Source organism: Allorhizobium sp. NPDC080224 (assembly GCF_050281005.1).
GTDB lineage: Bacteria > Pseudomonadota > Alphaproteobacteria > Rhizobiales > Rhizobiaceae > Allorhizobium.
This window is the reverse complement of sequence record NZ_JBNNWJ010000012.1, coordinates 1-22888: the sequence shown is the minus strand read 5'-3', so window position 1 is coordinate 22888 and position 22888 is coordinate 1. Positions and strand designations below refer to the sequence as shown.

The 22888-nt window shown below is 61.2% G+C and carries 23 protein-coding genes and 1 pseudogene; 9 read left to right on the top strand and 15 right to left on the bottom strand.

What is annotated here, in order from left to right:
- Nucleotide 1: 1 nt before the first annotated feature.
- The 9 genes from ACQKP1_RS25505 to ACQKP1_RS25465 all read right to left on the bottom strand — a co-directional run bounded on the left by ACQKP1_RS25505 (nucleotide 2) and on the right by ACQKP1_RS25465 (nucleotide 7738).
- A complete protein-coding gene (locus ACQKP1_RS25505) occupies nucleotides 2–964 on the bottom strand; it encodes a hydrogenase subunit MbhD domain-containing protein (protein WP_203018861.1) in 963 nt (320 codons plus the stop codon).
- Nucleotides 961–1287, bottom strand: a complete 327-nt coding sequence (locus tag ACQKP1_RS25500; protein ID WP_203021271.1) for a cation:proton antiporter — start codon at nucleotides 1285–1287, stop codon at nucleotides 961–963. Before ACQKP1_RS25500 ends, ACQKP1_RS25505 begins: the two co-directional genes overlap by 4 nt.
- Entirely contained in the window at nucleotides 1284–1550 is a 267-nt protein-coding gene (locus tag ACQKP1_RS25495) for a monovalent cation/H+ antiporter complex subunit F (protein WP_140984673.1), read from the bottom strand. Before ACQKP1_RS25495 ends, ACQKP1_RS25500 begins: the two co-directional genes overlap by 4 nt.
- Complete coding sequence (locus ACQKP1_RS25490; RefSeq protein WP_427277460.1) at nucleotides 1543–2172, bottom strand: Na+/H+ antiporter subunit E; 630 nt, start codon at nucleotides 2170–2172, stop codon at nucleotides 1543–1545. The genes ACQKP1_RS25495 and ACQKP1_RS25490 overlap by 8 nt, the downstream gene beginning before the upstream one ends.
- A gap of 121 nt (nucleotides 2173–2293) precedes the next feature.
- Entirely contained in the window at nucleotides 2294–3649 is a 1356-nt protein-coding gene (locus ACQKP1_RS25485; protein ID WP_427277459.1) for an IS1380-like element ISPme1 family transposase, read from the bottom strand.
- Nucleotides 3650–3971: 322 nt separating this feature from the next.
- A complete protein-coding gene (locus ACQKP1_RS25480; protein ID WP_140984675.1) occupies nucleotides 3972–4277 on the bottom strand; it encodes a zf-TFIIB domain-containing protein in 306 nt (101 codons plus the stop codon).
- A gap of 338 nt (nucleotides 4278–4615) precedes the next feature.
- Nucleotides 4616–5911 (bottom strand): MgtC/SapB family protein, encoded by a 1296-nt coding sequence (locus ACQKP1_RS25475; protein ID WP_427277458.1) that lies wholly within the window; start codon nucleotides 5909–5911, stop codon nucleotides 4616–4618.
- A gap of 48 nt (nucleotides 5912–5959) precedes the next feature.
- Nucleotides 5960–7042, bottom strand: a complete 1083-nt coding sequence (locus ACQKP1_RS25470; RefSeq protein WP_277020073.1) for a calcium/sodium antiporter — start codon at nucleotides 7040–7042, stop codon at nucleotides 5960–5962.
- A 114-nt stretch (nucleotides 7043–7156) separates the two neighbouring features.
- Nucleotides 7157–7738 (bottom strand): recombinase family protein, encoded by a 582-nt coding sequence (locus ACQKP1_RS25465; protein WP_035218831.1) that lies wholly within the window; start codon nucleotides 7736–7738, stop codon nucleotides 7157–7159.
- A 165-nt stretch (nucleotides 7739–7903) separates the two neighbouring features.
- Between ACQKP1_RS25465 and ACQKP1_RS25460 the strand changes: the two are divergent.
- From ACQKP1_RS25460 to ACQKP1_RS25450, 3 genes and pseudogenes are all read left to right on the top strand, one after another.
- Nucleotides 7904–8344 (top strand): annotated as a pseudogene (locus ACQKP1_RS25460) (DUF4158 domain-containing protein); the annotation flags it as partial.
- A 171-nt stretch (nucleotides 8345–8515) separates the two neighbouring features.
- Nucleotides 8516–9277, top strand: a complete 762-nt coding sequence (locus ACQKP1_RS25455; RefSeq protein ID WP_427277466.1) for a hypothetical protein — start codon at nucleotides 8516–8518, stop codon at nucleotides 9275–9277.
- The gene (locus ACQKP1_RS25450) at nucleotides 9166–9867 is read left to right on the top strand and encodes a DeoR/GlpR family DNA-binding transcription regulator (protein WP_427277457.1); all 702 of its coding nucleotides are present in this window, start codon (nucleotides 9166–9168) and stop codon (nucleotides 9865–9867) included. Before ACQKP1_RS25455 ends, ACQKP1_RS25450 begins: the two co-directional genes overlap by 112 nt.
- Nucleotides 9868–10081: 214 nt before the next feature.
- Here the strand turns inward: ACQKP1_RS25450 and ACQKP1_RS25445 are convergent, their stop codons facing one another.
- The 3 genes from ACQKP1_RS25445 to ACQKP1_RS25435 form a co-directional block, all read right to left on the bottom strand.
- Nucleotides 10082–10561: an MgtC/SapB family protein gene (locus ACQKP1_RS25445; RefSeq protein WP_427277456.1), complete on the bottom strand. Its 480-nt coding sequence runs from the start codon at nucleotides 10559–10561 to the stop codon at nucleotides 10082–10084.
- Nucleotides 10562–10730: 169 nt separating this feature from the next.
- Nucleotides 10731–11363, bottom strand: a complete 633-nt coding sequence (locus tag ACQKP1_RS25440; protein ID WP_427277455.1) for an exopolysaccharide biosynthesis protein — start codon at nucleotides 11361–11363, stop codon at nucleotides 10731–10733.
- A 923-nt stretch (nucleotides 11364–12286) separates the two neighbouring features.
- Nucleotides 12287–12682 carry a MerR family transcriptional regulator gene (locus ACQKP1_RS25435; protein ID WP_097143401.1) on the bottom strand — a complete coding sequence of 132 codons (396 nt, stop codon included), beginning with the start codon at nucleotides 12680–12682 and terminating at the stop codon, nucleotides 12287–12289.
- A 69-nt stretch (nucleotides 12683–12751) separates the two neighbouring features.
- Here ACQKP1_RS25435 and ACQKP1_RS25430 point away from each other — a divergent pair, with 69 nt between their 5' ends.
- Together ACQKP1_RS25430 and lspA are read left to right on the top strand one after the other, a co-directional pair.
- Nucleotides 12752–13618 carry a cation diffusion facilitator family transporter gene (locus ACQKP1_RS25430; protein ID WP_225341519.1) on the top strand — a complete coding sequence of 289 codons (867 nt, stop codon included), beginning with the start codon at nucleotides 12752–12754 and terminating at the stop codon, nucleotides 13616–13618.
- Entirely contained in the window at nucleotides 13615–14106 is a 492-nt protein-coding gene (gene lspA / locus ACQKP1_RS25425) for a signal peptidase II (RefSeq protein WP_427277454.1), read from the top strand. The genes ACQKP1_RS25430 and lspA overlap by 4 nt, the downstream gene beginning before the upstream one ends.
- A 22-nt stretch (nucleotides 14107–14128) precedes the next feature.
- Here lspA and nadE read toward each other — a convergent pair whose 3' ends face one another.
- The gene (gene nadE / locus ACQKP1_RS25420; protein WP_230175143.1) at nucleotides 14129–14947 is read right to left on the bottom strand and encodes an ammonia-dependent NAD(+) synthetase; all 819 of its coding nucleotides are present in this window, start codon (nucleotides 14945–14947) and stop codon (nucleotides 14129–14131) included.
- Between the two features lie 204 nt (nucleotides 14948–15151).
- Here nadE and ACQKP1_RS25415 point away from each other — a divergent pair, with 204 nt between their 5' ends.
- The 4 genes from ACQKP1_RS25415 to ACQKP1_RS25400 all read left to right on the top strand — a co-directional run bounded on the left by ACQKP1_RS25415 (nucleotide 15152) and on the right by ACQKP1_RS25400 (nucleotide 20627).
- Nucleotides 15152–15514 carry a hypothetical protein gene (locus ACQKP1_RS25415; RefSeq protein ID WP_225341520.1) on the top strand — a complete coding sequence of 121 codons (363 nt, stop codon included), beginning with the start codon at nucleotides 15152–15154 and terminating at the stop codon, nucleotides 15512–15514.
- Between the two features lie 123 nt (nucleotides 15515–15637).
- A complete protein-coding gene (locus ACQKP1_RS25410; RefSeq protein WP_080843343.1) occupies nucleotides 15638–16042 on the top strand; it encodes a FixH family protein in 405 nt (134 codons plus the stop codon).
- A complete protein-coding gene (locus ACQKP1_RS25405; protein ID WP_080843342.1) occupies nucleotides 16039–17469 on the top strand; it encodes an efflux RND transporter periplasmic adaptor subunit in 1431 nt (476 codons plus the stop codon). The genes ACQKP1_RS25410 and ACQKP1_RS25405 overlap by 4 nt, the downstream gene beginning before the upstream one ends.
- Nucleotides 17466–20627: an efflux RND transporter permease subunit gene (locus tag ACQKP1_RS25400; RefSeq protein ID WP_080843341.1), complete on the top strand. Its 3162-nt coding sequence runs from the start codon at nucleotides 17466–17468 to the stop codon at nucleotides 20625–20627. Before ACQKP1_RS25405 ends, ACQKP1_RS25400 begins: the two co-directional genes overlap by 4 nt.
- A gap of 580 nt (nucleotides 20628–21207) precedes the next feature.
- On the opposite strand, the gene ACQKP1_RS25395 is transcribed toward ACQKP1_RS25400, so the two are convergent.
- Together ACQKP1_RS25395 and ACQKP1_RS25390 are read right to left on the bottom strand one after the other, a co-directional pair.
- A complete protein-coding gene (locus ACQKP1_RS25395) occupies nucleotides 21208–21852 on the bottom strand; it encodes a hypothetical protein (protein ID WP_427277453.1) in 645 nt (214 codons plus the stop codon).
- A gap of 173 nt (nucleotides 21853–22025) precedes the next feature.
- A complete protein-coding gene (locus ACQKP1_RS25390) occupies nucleotides 22026–22520 on the bottom strand; it encodes a hypothetical protein (protein ID WP_427277452.1) in 495 nt (164 codons plus the stop codon).
- Nucleotides 22521–22888: the final 368 nt, after the last annotated feature.

The following is a 22888-nucleotide window of genomic DNA, read 5'->3' as shown; positions in this document are numbered from 1 at the left end:
CTCAGCCCTTCCCTTCCGGGTTTGGGTCCGACGCGCCGGGGACCGGCGGGCCGGCCACCAGCAAGGCCAGCGTCACCCCGATCGACAGGAAAAGGGCGTATTCGATTATCACGATCAGCGCCTTGGCCATCCCCTCGGGATAGACCAGCAGGCCGCCCGCCGCGATCCCGGCCAGCCCGATCGCCAGGAACACCGCCGGCCCCAGCACCAGTGCCGCGCGCAGCAGCGGCCGGTCGCTGGACGGCAGGCCGATGGTGCCGCCCATCGCCGCCACCAGAAGGCCGCCCGCCAGGACCGTCCCGGCCTGGAAGGCGCCGCCCGGCAGGTCCGATCCGGCCCAGACCAGATAGGCCGCCATCACCAGCGCCACCGGCAGGAGCAGCTGGCCGAAGGTGCCCGCAACCCGGCGCATCGGCGCATCCGTCATGCCGGGATCGGCGGGGCGGCCGGGCCAGGCCCCCGCCGGGGCCAGCGACCAGACCGCGACCAGCGCGCCCAGAAGGACGAAGCTTTCCAAGAGCGTGTCATAGGCGCGGAAGGCCAGCAGGACGCCCGTCACCCGGTTCTCGATGCCAAGCCCCGGCATCAGCGGTGCCACCACCCGGTCCAGCCCGCTTTCGGGCGGGATCGAAAGCACCGCCGCCGCCAGCAGGACCACGAACCCCGCGCAGGCGGCAAGGGCCCCCAGCCGCAGCAACAGGGGCGAGCCGGTGGATGTCGCGGCATCCCCCAAGGCCAGCAGCCGCGCCCGCGCCAGGATCAGAAGGACCCCGGTGACGCCCGCGCCGATGGCGATCTCGGCCAGCGCCACGTTTACGGCATCTAGCCCCAGCCAGGCTAGGCCCATCAGGTTGCCGAAGGCGATGAAGAAGGCGATCGCGGCCAGTGCGTCGCGCACGAACAGCGCGATGGCCGCAGTGCCGAGGATCATCAGGCACAGGATGAGGTCGAAGGCGAAGGTCATCGCAGGCCGCCGTCCGGCGCGCTGTCGGCATCGTCCAGGCGGGCCTCGTCCAGGCGGGCGCGCCGGGCCAGCAGCTGCGAGGTAGTGCCCGCCGCGATCACCGCGAAAAGCCAGACCAGCGCGATCTTGGCCGCCACCGCCAGCGACCCGCCGTAAATCGCCGCAGCCAGCGCCACCAGCCCAAGGCCAAGGTTGTCTGCCTTGGTCAGCGCGTGCAGCCGCGAGGCGGTGTCGGGAAAGCGCAAGAGCCCCAGCGAGCCCGCGGCGTAGAAGGCCAGCCCTGCGCCGAGGAGCGCCAGCACCGCCAGATCGATCCAGCTCATTCCTTTGCCCCGGGTTTCGCGGTGCCACGCACGAAGGCGGTCACCGCAATGGCCGCCAGCAGCGTGCCGATCAGCGCCGCGTCGAGGAAGGCCGCATCTCCACGCGCCGCGCCAAGGACGACGGCGACGCCGATCACCCCGGTGCCGGCAAGCTGGGCGGCCATGATCCGCTCGACCGGGCCGGGCCCGCGCCAGCAGCGCACCAGCGCCGCCGCGACGGTCAAGAGCAGGAAGATCGCGACAAGGGTGAACCAGTCAGCCATGCGTCGCACCATATTCAGTGATGCGGCTGTCGAACAGACCGTGGATACGGGTTTCGTCGGCTTGAACCTCGCCCGGCGTGAAATTCGGCAGATACAGGACGTGTATGTCCATTTCGCCGTCGCCCGGTCCGGCGGACAACGTGCCTGGCAGGATGCTGATCAGCCCCCCCAACAGAACATTGGCCGCGTCATGCCGGCTCGACAAGGGGATGTCGACCCAACCTGGCGAAATCGGCAGGCGTGGATCGAAAGCACGTCGCGCGACGTCCAGCCCACCCAACCCGCTGTGCACCAGAAACCGGGGCAGTATCGCCGCCGCGCGCCAAACGACAACACCGGGCCGGTCAACCGGATAGATCAGCAGGCTGAGCACCGTTGCCACGGCGACTGCGGCCGCGCCATATGCTAGGGAATCGACCCCGCCGCCTGTCAGTACGACCCAGAGGGCTCCAAAGATGGCTAACCGATTCAGAACTGAGACAAGCTGCATCGAATCCTCAGGGTGCAATTGGCCCCATTCAACCGACATTCCCCAAGTGGCCTGCCGCTTGACTTCAAGATCGCCTGATTTTGCTCGCTGGGCAAGCGTTTTTCGCCCCGAGCGGTGTCTGTCGTCGCGCAAACGGCCGAAGTCGGGTGGATCAAGCCTCGAACCCGCAGCATTCTGGCCCGGCAGAGCCGCTTTTCCGCGCGGCAGACGGACCTGTCCTGCCGCTTTCGTTCAGCTTGGGCATGGATCGTGGTCATGCGCATGACGGAGGCGTTCGAAGACGGCGGATGGCGGCAAGGACGGCCCGCACCATCGGGCCGGTGACGGCGACCTCGGCCAACTGGAAGGTAATGGCGCGGGCGTGGCGGACGACGCGGGCGCCGATCTTGATCAGCTTGAGTTGCAGGCTGGTCAACGACCAGTCCGCCATGGCCTCGGGCAGTTCGATGCAGCGCAGGAAGGTTGCCAGGTTGTAGGCCAGCGCGTGCAGTTGCAGCCGCACCTCGTTGTGCCGGAACTTCCGGCATGACAGCCGCGTCCAGCGAAAGGCATATTTGCCTTCCTTGATGTGCTGCTCTGCGGTGCCGCGCTGGTTGTAGAACCTCACCACCCAGTCTGGCTCCATCGGCAGGTTGGTGACGATGAAGCCGACTTTGGGGAACAGCTCGCCCGGATGCCATTCGATCTTGGCGATGACGCGGCGCGGCTTGTCCCAGGACGCCGCCTGATACTCGAAGTCCTCGAAGAACCGTTTGACCTTGGTCAGCGAAGGCCGTCCCACGGGCCGTGTCAGCCGATGCGCGATCTTCTCGCGCAAGACGGCGTTGGCGGGCAGACGGATGGCGTAGAAGAACCTGGCTTCTTCCAGCCGCATATAGATCGCGGGGATCGCGTAGGCAGCGTCGGCCCGGAAGAAGCGTCCACCAAGGTCGCGGCCAGCATATCGGGCAATGACGGGATCAAGGACATCCCGCCAGCCATCGGCGCTGTGGACATTGCCGTTACGCAGGGCGCAGCGCTCCAGCATGCCAAACTGGTTGAACAAGAAGATGGGGTGATAGCAGGTGCAGTCGAAATGCCCGTTCCAGGCAGCACCTTCCTGATCGCCGTGGGTGGGGCTGACCGAGCTGTCCATGTCCAGCACGATGTATTTCAACCCGTTGCGGTCATGAAACCGGTCGATCCATTGGCCGTTCAGATCGGCCAGCGCCGCCCGGTTCGCGGCCAGAGCCAGCGTCTCGGTCTCGAACCGTCCCATCTGCGATGCCGAAGCAGCTTGCGCCTCGACGGCCCTGCCGCCAACGACCTGACGCATCACGGGATCGAGGGCCAAGCGGTCGGCATCGTTCACATCCTCGTATCCGGCCAGTCGTCCGAACACCGATTGCCGGAACAATCCGTCAAGCCGATGGAGCGTGTTCTTCCCGGTGCGGCTGTCTCGCAGCGCCTCCGACGCCAGATTGGACAGGCCGAGCACGTCATCAAGCTCGCGCATCACCAGCAGGCCACCGTCTGAACTGATCTGCGCACCACGGAACTCCAGACGCACACGGCGGTCGAAATCAACCCGATCTCCCTGCGCCAAGCCCGCACCCTCCAGGTGATCCATGAAACGCGCCCCTCGCAGCCGTCAACGCCATGATTTATACGCGAAATATCACGATTACGACAGCGAAATCAGCGACTTACTTGGAGAATGTGGGTTCAACAGTTAACCACTATTCCGCAGACCACCACAACCGAAAACGGGCAGCAAACGTCCAAGGTGGACAATTGCTTTGCCATCTGGGTATAAACGTCAGGCGCTTCCGGCTGAACCGCGTCGTTCAGAGTGAAGCTTTTCAGACCAGCCCGGGCGTGACTGCCAGAATGTGCGCCGAGGACCGAAGTCGCAGTCCCCGGGGAACAGGTTTCACGCCGCGCTGCCGCGATCAAAAATCAAACAGCTCGCCAAGCATCGACTTGCGCTTGCGCCGACGCGGATCATGTTCGTCATCATAGTCGCCGCGATCATCATAGCGTTCATTGTCGCGGTGGGCGCGACTGTCACGTTCACTTTGCGCCGGACGAGCGTCGCCGCGTGGTCCGGCGGGAACTGGAACAGACTGAGACATCTCGATAATCTTGTCGAGTTCGCCCCGGTCGAGCCAGACACCCCTGCACGTCGGGCAATAGTCTATCTCGACTCCCTGGCGGTCTGACATCGTGAGCAGTGTGCCGTCAACGGGGCATTTCATAATCTCGGTTCCTTGCGCTATCTGCACTCTTGCAGTGGTCTTGAGGTAGGTGCTGACCGCCATGCCCGCAATAGAGTTGGCCAAACTAAACCTGATCAATCGGGATGAACTTCGGCTGTAGGCCGGAATTGCATTGGATATGGGGCTATCCTTTGGCCTTCAGCCAGATCGGAATGTCGGCAGGGCTGCGTCGCATTTATTTCAAGCGCAGCAGCTGGCTTAGGGCAAATCAGGCAAAAGCGGCAACCGGTTCTCCTGCCCGATCTGCGGAAAGTCGGAAAGTCAGGTCGGTTCGGGCGGTTCTGTCATCGCCTTGTCCCATCCAGGCGCAGATCTGTTCAGCCCCACAGGGGTATCGTCACGGGCAGGAAGACCGCCGCCCAGGTTGCCGCCAGGCCCAGCAACAGCCCCGGGATCACCCGACCGGCAAAGCCGGCCCCGCCCAGCGTCGCGGCCAGGGCGACCCGCATGCCGGTGTTGGTACTGATCGCTGCCAGGATCGGCAGCACCGCATCCTGTGGCGCGATCTGGCCCGACCCGACCATCAGCGCGACCGAAATCGCCGCCGATTGCGTGTTGACAATACCGGCCAGTGCGGCGGCCGCGATCAGCGCGTTCGGCCCGAATTCCTGCTGCACGGCGGTAGATGCCAGCATGATCGCCGCCAGGGCGACCGAAAACGCCAACCCCGCCCTCAGGCTGATTGCGCGGGTCTGCACGACCGGGGTGACTGCCTCGCCTGGCGGCACATTCTCGGCGAGGGTCGGCGGCGCGCGTAAGGCAGCAATCGCCCAGGGCGCAGCATACATGGCTGCCACCAGTCCTCCAACCAGCAGGGGCTGCGCCATTGCGTCAAGCGTGGCAAGGCTGGTCGCCGCCAGTACCAGCGCCATTGTCAGCACTGTCGAGACCGAGGACAGCAACGCCCCTGCTCCCGCCCCCAGCAGCTGTGCTGGTATCTTGTGCACGCGCCCGGCCATGTCGCGAATCGTTGCCGTGCTGGAAACGAAACCCGAGGCGAAACCAGTCATTGCCAGCCCGTATTGCGCCCCGTAAACCCGCGCCGCCACATGGCCGGCAGCGGAGATGACCATGACCATGATCACCACCGACCACATCAGATAGGGGTTCAGCACGGCGTAGGGGCCGAAGGTCTGGTTCGGCAGGACCGGCAGCACCACCAGCGTCGCCGCCGCCAGCATCAGCCCGTCGCGCAGCTCCTGTTCGGTCATCACCGAGCGCACGAAATTGTGCAGGTAGGCACGCGAGGCCAGCAGCACCGCCATCACGACCCCGACCCCGGCGGCCACCAGAGGCTGCGTCACCGACAACCCGCCCAAGAGCACCGTCATCACCAGCGCGATCTCGGTGGTCAGGCCGACATTCTCGGCCCGTCCGCGCCAGTAGGCCAGCCCGGCCAGCAGCACGACACCCAGGACGGCGGCGGCAAGGAGGGCGACGCCGCCGGTCAGTTGCGCAACTGCACCCAGAAGCGCCGTGATGGCAAAGGTCCGGATCCCGGCCGAAGACTTGACGTCCGTTTGCGACATCCGCTGTTCGCGCTCGGCCCCGATCAGCAGGCCGATCCCCAGCGCTTCGGCGAGATTGAACAGGATCAGCGCTTCCTGGTTCATCGTCGGGCCCCTTTGAAAGGTGTCGCGCCGACTAGGGGATCCCAAGTCTCAGACATTGCCCGTCCGGTTCGGCCGCAGGTAGATCGCCACCGTCGTCACCAGGGTCAGCGGGATCACGAAATAGACCATGGCCGTGGTCAGCGTCTCCAGCGCGTCATGCTGTTCTGCGGCAAGGACCAGGTAGGTGACGTAGAAGACGTAATAGGCGACGAAGACGAAACCTTCCCACCGCGCGATCTCGCGGCCCGACAGGAAGATCGGAATGCAGGCGATCGCCGTGGCCAGCATCACCCAGATGTCGAAGGCCATCACCGAGGGCGCGATGCTGATCCCGGCGGTGCCGGCGACCAGACCGGACAGGCCAAGGCAGCCCAGGATGTTGAAGATGTTCGATCCGACCACATTGCCGACCGCGATGTCACGCTCGCCCTTGAGCGCGGCGGTGATCGAGGTGGCGACTTCGGGCAGCGAGGTACCGGCGGCGACGATGGTCAAGCCGATCACCAGCTCGCTGATCCCCAGCGCCTGGGCAAAGGCCACCGAGGCCGTCACCAGAAGCCGCGATCCGACGATCAGGCATGCCAACCCGCCGATGATCATGCCGACCTGCACCAGGCGCGAGTCGGACCAGCCGCCGGAACCCACCTTTGCTTCAGGAGTTTCCATGTCAGCCGCCGCCGCGCGCGTGGCGCGGCGCGACTGGGCGACGATGAAAGAGGTATAGACGACCAACAGTGCTGTAAGAATCGCGCCCTCGTACATGCCGATGACGCGGTCCTGCACCATGACTACCAGAAGCAGCGAGATCGCAACCATGATCGGCACTTCCTGACGGATGATCTGGCTGTGGACGACCAGCGGCACGATCAATGCGCTCAGCCCCAGAATAAGGAGCACGTTGAAGATGTTCGATCCCACCACATTGCCGATGGCGATGTCGGACTGGCCGCCCATGACCGCGCCGACCGACACCGCCACCTCGGGGGCCGAGGTGCCCATGGCGACGACGGTCAGTCCGACGACGAGGGGCGACAGGCCAACCGCCAGCGCCAGCCGCGACGCCCCGCGCACCAGGAGTTCCGCGCCTAGGACCAGAAGGCCGAGGCCGGCAAAAAAGAAGACCAGGTTCATGGTTCGGCTGCCCCAAGTGGTGTCGCTGCTTTCTGGGTCGTCCAGGGCGGGGAGTCAAGGCGTCACGACACGAAAGTGGCGAATCTGTCCGACTTTTAAGAACGTATCCGGAACTCAGGTTGGTTTGACCGTGGATGTCGTTGCTTTTTCGGCCTTGAGAGCTTCGTAGAGGGCGGTTTTCCCGATTTTCACGCGGGCCGCGGCTTCCCGGACGTTCAAACCGGCCGCCAGATGCTGGCGGGCTTTGGCAAGTTTGTCCGGGGTTACGACGACTTGTCGGCCACCGCGTCGGCCGCGTTCCTCTGCGGCTTGCAGACCGGCACGTGTTCGTTCCCGGATCAGATCGCGCTCGAACTGTGCCAGCGCGCCGAACAGGTGGAAGACCAGGCGACCGCCGGATGTCGTGGTGTCGATGTTTTCGGTGATGGATCGGAAGCCGACGCCTTTGGCCTCCAGTTCGGTGATGATCTCGATGAGGTGCTTCATCGACCGGCCGAGGCGGTCGAGCTTCCAGACTGTGAGCGTGTCGCCGTCGCGAACGTAGCGGATCGCCTCCGCCAATCCGAGTCGGTCAGTCTTCATGCCGGATGCCTTATCCTCGAACAGCCTTTCACAACCTGCTTTGCGCAAAGCGTCGAGTTGCAGGGCGGTGTCCTGGTCGCCGGTGGAGACCCTTGCATAGCCGATAGCGGTCATGAGACGTGGTTTGTCCGTTTTTCCGTTGAATACGGACATTGTCCGATTTGCCGTTTCATGACAAGGTTTGCGGACAAGAACTGTGGATGCCGCGAAACGTTCGTTTGTCGGACACGCATTTTCCGTTTCGCTGCACTCTCCGCGGCGAAACGGGAAGATCAGTGAATGGCGCGAAGAGCATTACTGAGCGAGGCATGGTGGCAACAGGCGACGATCATCCCGGATAACGAAAGGGAGATCGCCAAACATTATACGCTGGATCGATCGGATCTCGACCTGATCATGCGACAGAACAAGGCCGCGAGCAGACTGGGCCTCGCCTGTGTTCTGGCCACGCTACGATACCCTGGCCGACCGCTTGCGGATGGCGAGGTCCTGCCGGCTGGCGTCTTACGATTTCTGGCGCGGCAGATCGGCGTCGATCACCATGAGATCGAACGTTATTTCGAGCGCCCACAGACGCGGCGCGAGCATCTGGCCCTGCTTTTCGACAGAATGCAGATGCGTCCGTTTGTGCCTTCGGACGTGCGGGCACTCACAGGCTGGCTGACACCTGCCGCACAAACCCTGCGCCAGGCCGATGTATTGGCGGATATAGTCGTGGAAGAACTGCGACGCAGGAGAATTCTCTTGCCAGCGCGGCCAGCGCTCGAAGCCATCATTCATGTGGCGATCAGGCGCGGCATTCGTATTGCTCATCGGGCCTTGGCCGGCGGGATCTCAGAAGGCCAAAAGCTCGATCTGGACAAGCTTCTCGATCCGCGTGAGGGGACAAGCGTGACCATTCTTGCCTGGGCGAGAACGCCGGCATTGTCGCCAGCCGCCGTCAACCTCGACAGAATTGCCGAGCGCATTCGCTTTCTCCGGTCTCTGAACCTGCCGACAACGTTGATGGATCGAATTCCGGCCAAGGTCTTTGACGAATTTGCTGCAGAGGGGACGCGAATGAGCGCGCAGCATCTGCGCGACCTTAACACCGAACGCCGACATGCTGTCCTGGCTGCAACAGTGCTCCACCTTTCCCGCCATCTCACCGATTGCGCGATCGACATGTTCAAGAAACTCATGGGCATCCTGACGCGGCGAGCCAATAACCAGGCGGCTGCTCGCGTCACCCGATCCGTTCGGGAAGTGCAGACGCCGTTGAAGGACGTTTCAAAAGTCTGCCATGCGATCATCAAGGCTAGAGAGAAGGGTGAGGACATGGCCAAAGCGCTTGATCTGGTCATCCAATGGCCAGCTTTTACAACCAGTGTCCAGGCGGTCGATACGCTGATCGCGCCGGATGTTATCGACGGTAAAATCGAAATGCTCCAGCGCTATCCGACGATCGGGAAACTGGCGCCACAGTTTCTCTCCACTCTCGTGTTCCGCGGTCACGCAGTGGCGGCGACCTTGAGTGGCTGCAGGAAGAGGGATCCGCCCGTGTGCGTGAACTTGCAGCCGCGTTCCATGTCTCGGAGGCGACAATCCGCCAGGATCTCGAGCGTCTGGAAAACGAGGGCTTCATCACCCGTGAGCATGGCGGCGCCTATCTGAACTCGGTGGCACCGCAGATTGGCACCATGACGCTCCATCACCAGGAGAACATGGACAAGAAGCGCAAGATTGGCGCCCTGGCAGCAGGACTGGTCAAGGACGGCGAGACATTGATCCTTGATGCCGGGACAACGACGACCGAAATCGCAATGCGGTTGACGAACCGTCGCAACCTGACCCTGATCACCAACGCACTCAATATTGCGATTATCCTGGGGGCTGTGCCGACCTTCGCCGTCCATATGCCGGGCGGCCAGTTCAAGTCACCGACGCTGTCGCTGTCCGGTGACAAATCGGTCGAATACTTCAGCAATATCTTTGCCGGAAAGCTTTTCCTTGCCACGGCCGGGGTCGATCTGGAAGACGGGCTCACCTATCCAAGCTTTGCTGATCTTCAGCTCAAAGAAGCAATGATCAAGGCGGCAGCCCATGTGTATCTAGTAGCCGATTCCACCAAGATCGGGCGCTCGTCGTTCACTCGTCTCGGGTCCCTCGACGTAATCCAGTCGTTGATCACCGACGATGGGATTTCGGATCGGGTCGCAAAGGAGTTCGAGCGACGTGGTGTCGAAGTCTTGATCGCCTCTTAGTGGGCGGTGTTCTCCGAAAACATAATGCTGAGCGGGTATCTGGAACGTCAATCCTCGGAATGCTGTCAACGGCCTCGGAATCTGCTAATTGGCACAACGGGCCGAGATGAGTGTGCCGCCTTGCAGGCCCCTCATTTTTATAGGCTGTGGGTATCAAGCCGATGCGACTGCGACATCTATCTGTCTCTGAGCCGTCATCTTGATCATGAGACACTCATTCCGAATCCGATTGCTTTGGCAAAATGAGGGGTACGACGGCAAGAATGAGTAAAACGATTGCTGTCGACAACACCGCAGTTGCTTCCAGGCCAAGCCCAGCGATGATGCCGATCCCGGCTGTCGCCCAGATGCTTGCCGCTGTGGTCAGCCCTTCAATCTGATGCTGTGCGGATCGAACCATAATCGCGCCGGCCCCCAAAAAACCAATTCCCTGTACGACACCCTGTAGCACGCGTGACAGGTCTCCCACTTCAATGCCGCTTTGCAAGGGGCCGATAACGAAAAGTGCTGCACCAACGGCCACAAGCATGTGGGTACGTACGCCAGCGCTTCTCCCTTTGCGTTCGCGTTCATAGCCAAGGATGCCGCCCAACATCGCCGCAACCACGAGACGCACTGTGATGAGGGTCAGCGTAGAAGCGTCGGGAATGTCGGAGAATTCTCTGACGATGGCAGACCAGATTTCCTCAAGCACGCAGCATTTTCCTTATCCAGTTTACAAAGCAGTTGGCGAAACGGAGTAGCACAGACCAACGACGGGCCGACAGAATTCGCAGGGTCGCAAGTTCAGACAGCAGCGACGGATGAGCAGATCCTCTTCCAGGACAGAGCAGGGTCTGCGCGTTGTCGAGGCAATGACATTGTTAACGTGCTACATTACCTGCGACAGATGCAGCCCCGTAAATCAGAAAGACTGTCACACTCGCTGCTACAATGCTGAGCACAACGCCGACCAGCGTGATCAGGCCATCTTTCTCCATCAGGCCGATTGCCAGCACCACCAGCGATATGACTGGCAGAAAGTTACCGAGTGGGATCGGTAGCGCGATGGCGATTGCCATCATCAGGACCGGCAAACCGATGAGGATCTGGGCAGATGGTCCAGTCAGAAACTTCATGCGATCGACGCGGACTAGACGCTCTACTCGAGAAACGTGTGGCGCTGTGTGCTTTACGATAAGTTCCAGCACATTTGAGGATAGACGTCGATGCTTCAAAAAACCAGGAAGCCAGACTGATTTCCGACCAATTGCAATTTGCGCAGCGACGACGGCGAGTGCAGACCCAAAGACGAGACCGATTGGACCAGGAACTGGTGTTAGAGCGGGGAGGGCCAGAATCAGGATCGCGAAAGCCATTCCAGCGGGGCCCATCGTCGCGATTACTTCGCCTAGCGACAGACTTCCGCGTTCTCGTGCAAGTTCTGCAATGGCAAAAAGTGCTGAAGAGGCGACACCCTGAGACGCCAGCTTTTCGCCAGTGCGTTGATCTTCCAAAATGATCTCCTGAAGGTAAGCTGGAGCCGAAGCCCCTTGGATTGGAAGGAGCAGCAGGGGACTGAAGCTCAGAGTGAACGCTCAACGGCATACGAGCGCGTGTTACACTATTACGTATCGGTGGGGACTGCAACTCATCTCAGCAGAGCGTTGGCAAGTCCAGCGGCTGCTCGATGATGTTTCCAACGAACGAATACAGGATTGCTTTCGCCATATCCTGCGCGCTATTCGTTTGGCAAAGTCCAGGCGCTCTTCGAGGTGCTATCGTTCTCTTGGCCAAAGGAGTGAAAGAACGAGCATAATCGCCGTAGGTGCCGTAGCGCATCTGTTCACGCGACGGATCTCAGCGCTCAATCTTGATTCCAAGCTGCCGTCTCAATCATTAAGCTCTCGAACATCAAGCGGTTCCATAATTTAACGTTACGCTACAGCCCGCGCTCCGATTGCATGAAGCCATTGGATTTCAATCGCTTAGCAGACTAACTCGCGGATCTACGGTTCTGATCCCATCAAGGCGTTCGATGCCAACAGCCGTCCATGCTTATCTGTTCTATCCCGGCAGACGGCAGAACTCGCCAACCTTCAAGGTTATTGTCGAGGCGTTGAAGATTTGATGTGCCGATCAGCCGGTTGAGCTGCAAATGGCGAGCCTGATCCTCAGTTGAGCCACGCAAGCAGCCCAACCACGCCGACGGCCTGTCTTTGTGCGACTGCGTCTGGTACCGAGATTGCGTGAGTTTCTCCTCGAAGGCCGTGCTCCTCAATGTCCAGTTCCAACAACAATGACGGGCCGCTTAAAACACTGGCCGACGCTTTGCGACAGTCGGCTGCGCGACACCGAGACGCTGGGCAACATCCACTTGCCGGGCCTCGTCCGCCGGAACTGTCGGTTGAAGTCTGCCAACACAGTTTTGATGTCAGCCTCAGGGTCTTCCTCCCGCCATGGCGTCGATGATCCGGCAATCGGCCACCTGACCGAGACGGCATTCGGCTATCATCCGCCGCAGTTCCGTTTTCAGGTTCGTAAGACGGGCGATACGATCTTCCACGGCGTCGAGTTGGCTTTGGGCGATGCGGCTTGCATCCTCACACGATGCTTCCGGTTGTTCCTGGAGAGCCAGAAGAACGCGCACCGATGCCAGATCGAAACCAAGTTCCCGGGCATTCCGGATAAAGCACAGTCGTTGCGCGTCTGCTTCGCCATAGGTGCGACGGCCGTTGGACATCCTGGCTGGGATTGGGAGGACCCCGATGCGCTCGTAATAGCGAATAGTCTCTATGTTCACGCCCGATTTCTCGGATAAGTCGCCGATCTGCATTTTTCGTCTTGCTCCTGTAGTCACTACAGGTAGTACCATGGTCGAATTCGAATATCGAGGACCGACGAAATGGCAGCAGCTGCAACCGACACGATCCGCTATCAGGTGACGGGGATGGATTGTTCCTCCTGCGCCGCCAAGATCGAGGGGGCCGCGCGCAAGGTCGAAGGCGTGGCCGACGTGAAGGTATCGATCGCATCGCAGATTATGACACTGCAAGTTGACGAGCCGGCGAACCGCCTGCCTCTGCTGGAAAGCGCCATCACGGGTCTGGGTTATCAGCTTGACCGCATCGGCCCATCCAGCGACACGGCAGACGGCGATGACGACGACAGGATTCCGGACCTGTCGCATGTCACCCCGGCATATAAGAGGGCGCTCTGGATCGTCGTGCTGCTGAACGTTGGCTACGGAGTCGTTGAGATCGTCGGAAGCTTCCTCGCCGGCTCCCAGGCGCTACAGGCGGACGCCCTCGACTTCCTGGGGGACGGCATGATCTCATTCCTGGGGCTGGTCGCGGTCGGATGGGGCCTCGCCGCTCGCGCCAAGGCGGCTCTTCTACAGGGTGTTTTCCTCGGCCTGCTCGGACTTGGCGTCGTCGCGTCCACCATCTACAGGGTGTTTATCGAGCATCAGCCGGAATCCGTGCTCATGGGCGGCTTCGCGCTTGTCGCCTTCGTCGTCAACGTTCTGGCGGCCGTGGTGCTCATCCCGCACCGCAAGGGCGACGCGAACATGCGGGCGGTGTGGTTGTTTTCGCGAAACGACGCGATCGGCAATCTCGCGGTCGTGGCCGCCGCGGGCTTGGTCTGGTGGACGGGAACACAATGGCCTGACCTCGTGGTCGCGTTCGCAGTTGCAGGCCTCTTCCTTCAATCGGCGTGGTCGATCATCCGGGACGCAAGACAGGACCTCTCTGCGGCGAGGGACAGATGAGGGCGGTTACTTCAATTGCCGTGGTCCTGGTCGGCGCGGCACTTGACCTGGGAGCGAAGGCGTGGGCGCGGGCGAGCCTTGAACCTTACGGCCCCCCCACGGACTTTCTGCCTTTGGTACCGTTGCGACTGACCTTCAACAAAGGCGTGTCGTTCAGCATGTTCGCTGTCGACGGCGAAATCGGCAAAGCAGTCCTGATCGGGGTTACGGGCATTATAACACTTGTCATCGCTATATGGGCGTATCGTTCGCGCGGCTGGCAACGGGCAGCCCTGTCGATGATCCTGGCTGGCGCGCTCGGAAACCTGATCGACCGCAGCATGAGGGGCGCCGTGACTGACTTCCTGAGCCTCCGCTTTGGTGAATGGGAGCCGTTCGTGTTCAATCCGGCCGATGTCTGGATTTCTTCAGGCGTGGCCCTTCTGTTGGTCCTGCAGACCACGCAAAGCGGAACCGCCGAGGTGGGCGACGGTACGTCAGCACGGTAACGGGGCCTAAGGGCCATTCCTGTCATTGCGGCGAGAGTGGCAGGGCGCGCTTGTGGGCCGTCGCGACGTGCGTCGCGAGGATGCGCTGAAACGCGGGTTCTCCGATCGGCTTTCCTTCCAGGAAGTCGTCGATGTCATCATACGTGACCCCGTAGACGTCTTCATCGGGCCGCAGCGGAGCGTCGGACTCCAGATCGGCGGTCGGCACCTTAAACACCAGGTCCCTCGGCGCTCCGAGATATTCGGCGAGCGCCCGCACGCGCCGCTTGGTCAGTCCGGAAAGCGGCAGGACGTCCGCAGCGCCGTCGCCGAATTTCGTGAAGAAGCCCATCAATGCCTCCGCCGCATGGTCAGTCCCGATCACCAGGCCACGAACCGCGCCGGCGAGCGCGTACTGGGCGATCATCCGCTGGCGCGCCTTGATGTTGCCAAGGTGGAAGTCCAGCCGAACGGTTTCGAACAGGTCGCCTGCGTCCCCGCAGACCTCGGCCATCATCGCGTCGGCTGCGGGCTTTATGTCGATGGTGACTACGCGGTCGGGGCCGATGGACGCGAGCCCTCTCTGAGCGTCGGCCTCGTCGGCCTGCGTGCCATAAGGCAGTCTGACCGCGATGAACTCCGCCTTATGCCCTCTGCCCCGGAGGCGGTTCACCGCAGTCTGGGCAAGCAGTCCCGCGGTGAGCGAATCCACTCCCCCGCTGATGCCAAGGACGAGCGCTCCGCACGACGAGGCTTGCATGTAATCCGCGAGGAAGGCCGTTCTGCGCTCGGCTTCCGCGGACGCGTCGAATTCCTTCGCTACTCCGAGCGCCTCGATAATCTGCAAATGTTGGTCACGCACGACAATCCTCCATAACAGCTGTGAAATCCAAACCAGGCGAGAAAGTTGCAACCTGCCGAATCCCGACTGTCTCGTGAACTTACATGGCTGCAGATCGACACGTAACCGGAGCAGGCGCGAAGTGCGTCGCTGTCGATAACGCACTTTTCCGTGAGACCTCTTCCAACCCCGATGTCTTCGTGCCAGACTATGCGGGTGAGGTTCATGAAGGTCATCCATCGACTGCTGTTCGTGACCGCCCTGCTGGGGATTGTGGTCGGTCCCTTGAGCATCGGGGCGGCGGACAGCGTAATGGCGGCCTCCGGACCCGCGATGCACGGCATGTCCGGCATGGAGATGTCAGGCGACATGCCGTGTTGCCCTGACGAAATGCCGGCCAAGCCCGACTGCAGCGGCAAGTCATGTCCTCTGGCCTTGGTGTGTACGACGGTGATCGTCGGCCAGGTGGCTAACCCGCATTCCTGGTCGTTGAATCTCGGTTGGGTCGCCCATCGGTTCCTCATTGCCCTTCATGCGGAGCTTGCCTCCTCACTGGTCGATCCGCCAGTACGTCCTCCGCGAGTCTGATCCCACGTCAGTGAACACGTCGTCGATCGGCGCGGTCGCAGGTCTTGCGTCCGTGCGGTACCGACGGCGATCCATTTTGACTGAGGACGCGGTCACGGACCCGTCCGGATGAGACATTGAATCATGGAAAATACCACCTTCAACGCGAGGACCGCGCTCCTCGCTGGCGCGATGCTGTTCAGCACCGCCACCGCTTCCTTCGCCGGAGCGCAGGACTACGAATTCCAAGCCGTGAACACGGACATCAAACAGGGACGAGGCTCGACCGTGTCGGTACGGCTGATCGACAAGCGGACGGGCAAGGCAGTCCCCGACGCCGTCATCTTCACAACGCGGATGGACATGGCTCCCGACGGCATGGAGATGATGACCACCACCGTGGAACCCTCACCCTCCACCGAGCCGGGCGTCTACGCCTTCACGACAAACCTTTCCATGGAAGGCGGATGGCGGTTCCAGGTCGCCGCCAAGGTTCAGGGCGAGCCTGAGACGGTCAAAGGCGAAGTCGTCTTCAAGGCTGTCCCGTGAGCACCTCGCGCATCATTGTCACGCTCTCCCTCGCCGCGATCGTCGGCGGGGGAGGCTATTGGGCGGGAAAGAACGATGTCGGTGCGTACCTGCGGCGATACGTTGAAGGCACCGGGATGGCCACCGAGGCTGAACCGCGACACGAAGGAACGGGAGCGGTGATCTACTACCGTCACCCGGACGGTATGGCCGAATACTCTGCCAAACCGACGAACACGGATGACGGGCGGCCATTCACACCTGTCCGGGCAAGCGAGGACATCAGCCTCGGCGCGAGCGGGGCGGTCCTGCCTGCGGCCGACACGTCATCAGTCACACCGGAACGGAAGGTCCTGTACTACCGCAACCCCATGGGCCTTCCCGACACGTCCAAGGTGCCGAAGAAGGATTCGATGGGGATGGACTATCTCCCTGTCTATGACGGCGAAGTCAGCGACAGTTCCACCGTCAAAGTGACGCTGGGCAAACTCCAGCGGACGGGGGTGAAGACCGCGCTCGCTGAAAGGATGAACGTCAGCCGGAAAATCCGAGTACCCGGAACCGTCGCACTCGACGAGCGCATGGTCAGCATCGTTTCCATGCGGGCCGACGCCTTTGTCGAAGACGTCGCGGACGTCACGACAGGAGACAGGATCACAAAGGGCGAGAATCTCTTTCACTTCTATTCGAAGGAGATCGCCACCGCCGGGGCCGAATATGCGACGGAGATGCGCAATGGCGGCAAGCCCGGGCCGGAATCTGGCTCTGCGCTCCGCCTGAAGAACCTTGGGGTGCCCTCGGCGACGATCGCCAGCATTGCGACTGAGCGAAAGGTCCCACAAAGCATTGCCTACACCTCGCCAAGGGACGGCGTCGTGTTGGAGCGCATGGCGGTCAGCGGCATGATGGCCGAGGCTGGAGACATTCTCTTCCGCATCGCTGACGTATCGAAGGTCTGGGTGATCGCCGACGTCCCCGAATACGAACTGGGCTCCGTTCGTATGGGTGCCAACGTTTCCGTCAGCGTCCGAAACGTATCCGGCACGATCTTCCGGGGAACGGTCGACCTCATCTATCCCGAGGTGCAGATGCAGACCCGCACGACAAAGATCCGGATTGAGCTTCCTAATCCCGAGGGGCAGCTGATGGCCAACATGTATGCGGAGGTGGAGATTGAAGCGGGAGCGGGAAACCCGGTCGTTGCGGTCCCCAACAGTTCAGTCATCGACACGGGCGATCGCCAGATCGTCTTCCTCGACAAGGGCGAGGGCAGGTTCGAGCCTGTCGATGTCGCTCTCGGTGTTCGAGGTGAAGACGTGACGCAGATAACCAAGGGTGTCGTCTCGGGTGACCGCGTGGTTGTGTCCGCCAACTTCCTTCTCGATGCGGAAAGCAACCTGAACGCCGCGCTCAGCGCCCTGACCGTTGACGACGAGGCGAAGCCATGATTGCCAACGTCATCGCCTGGTCGGCCCGCAACATTGTCCTCATTTTCGTCGGCGCGGCGCTGTCCATCGCGGGTGGTGTCTATGCGCTGCGCACGCTTCCGCTGGACGCCATTCCCGATCTCTCCGACGTACAGGTCATCGTCTTCACTGACTATCCGGGCCAGGCTCCGCAGGTCGTCGAGGACCAGGTTACGTATCCGTTGACGACCTCGATGCTGACAGTGCCCAAATCGAAGGTCGTGCGGGGGTTCTCGTTCTTCGGCGTGTCTTTCGTCTATGTGATCTTCGAGGACGGAACCGATCCCTACTGGGCGCGCAGCCGCGTGCTCGAATACTTGAACGCGGCCGCAAACCGGCTGCCTGACGGCGTGTCGCCAAGTCTCGGCCCGGATGCCACGGGCGTGGGCTGGGTCTACCAGTATGCCTTGGTCGCCAAGGAGCTGTCGCTCGCGGAGCTGCGTTCACTTCAGGACTGGGTAGTACGCTTCGCCGTCTCCAAGTCCGAGGGAGTGGCGGAGGTGGCCAGCGTCGGCGGCTTCGTCAAGCAATATTCCATCGTCGTTGATCCAGCCCGGCTAAGGGCCCAGAATGTCTCGCTTTCGGATATCGCCGATGCCGTGCGCTCCAGCAACCGCGATGTCGGCGGGCGCACGATCGAACTTTCCGAATTTGAGTTCATGGTGCGTGGCAAGGGCTACCTGCAGGGCATCAGGGACATCGAGAGCATTGTCCTGAACACCAGTGCGGGCGTTCCGCTGCGTCTGTCCGACGTTGCGAGAGTGGAATTGGTCCCGGACGAGCGGCGCGGGATCACAGAGCTGAACGGAGACGGCGAAGTCGCGAGCGGAATCGTCCTCCAGCGCGACGGCGCGAATGCGCTGACCGTCATCGAAAATGCGAAGGAAAGCTTGGCGGCGGTGCAGAGCAGTCTTCCGGCTGGTACCGAAATCCTGCCCGTCTATGATCGTTCGAAACTCATCGAAGCGGCAATCGAGACCTTGAAAGTCACGTTGATCGAGGAATCGATCGTGGTTGCACTGGTGACTATCGCCTTCCTTTTGCATATCCGAAGCGCGCTCGTGGCCATCATCATGCTGCCGATCGGCATTCTCATCGCCTTCATGGCCATGCGGGCGCTAGGTCTGGGAGCGAACATCATGAGCCTCGGCGGGATAGCTATCGCTATCGGTGCGATGATCGACGCGGCCATCGTCATGATCGAGAACGCCCACAAGCATCTGGAACGCGCGCCTCCTGACAAGCCTCGAGCCGAAGTGCTGATCGAGGCGGCAAGCGAGGTCGGCCCGGCGCTTTTCTTCAGCCTGCTGATCATCACGGTGTCGTTCCTGCCGATTTTTACGCTTGAATCGCAAGAGGGCCGCCTGTTCGGACCGCTCGCCTTCACCAAGACCTTCGCGATGGCGGCGGCAGCGCTGCTGTCCATCACACTTGTTCCGGCACTGATGATCCTGTTCGTCCGCGGCCGCATTGTCCCAGAACACAAGAATCCGCTGAACAGACTGCTGATCTGGATATACCGTCCGGTCATCGCGGGCGTCCTTAAGGCCAAGAGCCTGACAATCCTGGTAGCCATCGTGATCCTCGGGGTGACCGTCTGGCCCGTGCAGCATATCGGGAGTGAGTTCATGCCTGATCTCGACGAGGGCACGCTGATGTACATGCCGACAACGCTACCCGGCCTCTCGGTGACAAAAGCGGCGGAGCTCATGCAAACGCAGGATCGCATCATCAAATCTTTCCCCGAGGTCGAGTCGGTGTTCGGCAAGGCGGGTAGGGCGTTGACGGCAACCGATCCGGCTCCGACGGAAATGTTTGAGACCATCATCACCCTGAAACCCAAGTCCGAATGGCGGCCGGGCGTCACGTCTGACAGTCTGAAACAGGAGATGGACGCGGCACTTCAGTTTCCCGGTGTCTCCAACGCCTGGACGATGCCCATCCGCGCCCGCATCGACATGCTTTCGACCGGAATACGCACGCCCGTCGGCGTCAAGGTCTACGGGACCAACCTGAACGAGATGGAGAAGGTCGCTCGCGATATAGAGACCGTTCTCAAGGCGGTGCCGGGAACGTCGAGTGCCTACGCCGAGCGCGTCATCGGTGGATACTATCTCGATATCATCCCTGATCGCATGGCGCTCGGGCGCTATGGGCTTTCGATCGACGATGTCCAGGATGTCATCGGAATGGCCCTGGGGTCCGAGGTCGTGACCTCGACGGTGGAGGGCAGAGAGCGGTACGGCGTCGCCATCCGTTACCCAAGGGCTTTCCGAAGCGATCCCCAGTCCATCGCGAGGGACGTCCAGGTATCATTGCCCGGTGGCGGCACGGTTCCGTTGGGCGAGGTCGCCGAAGTCAAGCTCACGCGCGGTGCCACGACCATAAGGACGGAGAACGGCCAGCTCGCCGTCTATATCTTCGTAGACATCGCCAACCGCGACCTTGGGGGCTACGTTGCCGAAGCCCAAGAAGCCGTCGCGGCGAGCGTCGAGATGCCCACGGGCTATTCCGTCGCATGGAGCGGGCAATTCGAATATCTGGAACGGGCAAAGGACCGGCTAATGATCGTCGTCCCGCTGACGCTGGCGCTGATCTTCCTGTTGCTCTACCTGAACTTTAAGGCATTGACCGAAACACTGATCGTCATGCTGTCTCTGCCGTTCGCTTTGGTCGGCGGCATCTGGATGATGTGGTGGCTGGGCTTCAACGCTTCCGTCGCCGTCGCGGTCGGGTTCATCGCGCTTGCAGGCGTGGCGGCCGAAACCGGTGTGATCATGCTGATCTATCTCGACCACGCGCTCAGGGACGAGAAGGCCAAATCCAAGGCCGAGGGCAGGGCATTCGAAAAGGAAGACCTCGACAGGGCGATCATGATCGGGGCGGTCGAGCGTGTTAGACCGAAGATGATGACCGTCGTGGCGATCATGGCGGGTCTCGTGCCTATCCTCTGGAGCACGGGAGCGGGGTCGGAAATCATGCAGCGGATCGCCGTGCCGATGATCGGCGGCATGGTATCATCGACGTTGCTGACGTTGATCGTGATTCCCGCCGTCTACGGCTTGGTCAAGGGCTACGGGTTGAAGCGAGCACGCGAGGTGAGCCAGTTTCCGGCTTCCGTAACGGCAGAAGCTTTTTGAGAAGGAGAACGACGATGAATCGAAGAAAATTCCTTTTGTCGCGTGGCACTTAATCGTAAGAATGCGGATGTTTGGATCTCGTTTGGCATTTAATCTGAGAACTTCGTCAAGTGCCGTTGCAAATCAGTTGCAGGTATGGGCTATCCCGAGTTGGCCTGGACGAGCTGCCAAGTTGTTGAAGAAACGAGGTATTCCAAACCTCTATTTCCGCCGCAGCGATTGCGAAATCATCAAAGTTCATCTCGACGTCGTGGCCCGCTGTTTCTCAAGTTAGATGCCATATTCCATGCGACATTCTCAGATTAACTGCCGTGTATCAAATTAGGTGCCGCGCTATCTAATTGAAAATGTTGAGGCAGATTCTTGCGGTTAACTGCCAAACGACACCCTTCCCGCCTGGATCTTCGTTATTTTAAACGCAGGATGCAGGTCCCCTGCAACCCTGCCTGACCGGCGAGGGCCGGAGGTGGCAACTGCAAGAGGGGTGGAGCGGCCACAGACGCAGCCGAGGCTCGGCCCTCTGACAGGCGCGAGGGGCGGAGCACCTGAGTCGCTTTTACAGAAACACAGAAATACGCTTTTAAGGCTTTGCGGCGATGACCGCCGCAACGTCGCTGTGAGCGTCGATCCACCGAGCCGTGTCCGGAGAGATGTAGTCGATCAGCGCGAGGATCGAGGCGTAGTCGGCCGTGATGTTGCGGTTCAGGATCGGCTCATGGTGCGCGATGCGGTTGCGCAGCCGGCGCAGGTCGTCGAGCGGCTGGAAGATCTGCGCACGGGTGAGCGGACCCTGTGCCTGGAACACCTGCCGGAAGTGCGAGCGCCACAGCTGCTCGTACCGCTTAGCGAGCAGGCCGGTCCAGAACCCCCAGTTCAACTCCGCCACCACGCGGCCGTGGTCCGGGATGATGCCGTGCCGGCCCAGCTCGGTCCGCACCTTCAGCAGCATGTCGGGGAGTGGGTAATGCAGGGCAGGTCCCGGATTAAGATCAAACCAGCTCGGGCCGTAAGCAGCCTTCAGCTGGTCGCCGAGCCCGTTGCGCAGCGTTACCTCAAGCCCCTGTAGCGGCGTGTACAGCGCCTGCGAGAGGGCGCTGTTCCAGGCGTAAAGCTGGAACCCCAGCGCCTTGTCATTGGCGGCAAGCGCGTAGTACGGTGCCAGCCGTTCAGGGGAGTGGGATGACTCCAGGTTCGCGAGAATCGCCGGGGAGTAAGCAAAAACCACTTGAAAATCTCCTCACTTTATTCCATCTTGTCCTTGTGAGCCCCGGTAGCGCCTCTGCATTGCAAGCGCCCGGGGCATTGCTTTTTCTAAGCCTGCCACAGCACTGGGCCGACTGTCCCGTCTGACGGACGATCAGGTCAACAATCCTTCCTATCGATCGCGGGTCAGCCCGCCTATGAGCCCGGCGCGTCGTTGTTCACGACAAGCTTGGGCTTTTTGCGCTTCACCCGGTCCTTCTCCTCTTCAGCCTTCTTCTTGGCAGCCGCGATCTTTTCGAGCGCATGCGGCGTGCAGGCGGCAATCAGCCCGTCAAAGCGGTAAAGGTTGGTCTGGCTGCCGAACTTGCTGTGCCGGCGCTCGTCGCGTTTGATCAGCCCGATCTTCTGCATGCTGGTGATGCGCTTCTGGATCGTGCGCGGGGTCACGTTCAGAGCCTCGGCAATCGTGCCCACGGCCGGGCGCGGCACGTTGTCTTCGGTCCACCAGTACTGGATCAGGTGCAGCAGGATATTGACGTCCAAGGCGTCTAGGCCCAGCGCGCGCTGCTTCTCGATGATGATGTTCGGAATGGCGCTCCATCCGGCCTTCATCAGCGTTGGCGTCCACTTCTTCTCATTCTGCTTGAGCGCCTGGACGTCAGGCGACTTTGCTTTTACAGTCTCTTCCATAGCGGTCTCCCGTGTTCATGTATGGCCAATATATCAGGCTGTTTCGCACGATTGGCAAGGAAGCACGGGGCGAACGCAGCTTCGGGAGTGGGTGAACGCTGGTTCACAGGCCCCCCGTCTCATAATTCGGGCTGGTGCGAAGCCTGGTTCACCCAAAGTAGATATAACGGGAATCAGGATATTCGGGAATTAGGACGAACCGGCAGAAGAGTAACAGGATATAGGGACCGTCCGTCTCCCGGTTCACCCGGGTAAATGGAAACTCCCACTCTTAGAGTCGGACTCGAAAAGCCTTCAACGATAACCGTACCTTGCAAGTCGCCTTGTAATCAGGCGAATGTGGGCGATGATGATCCAAGCTTCTGATG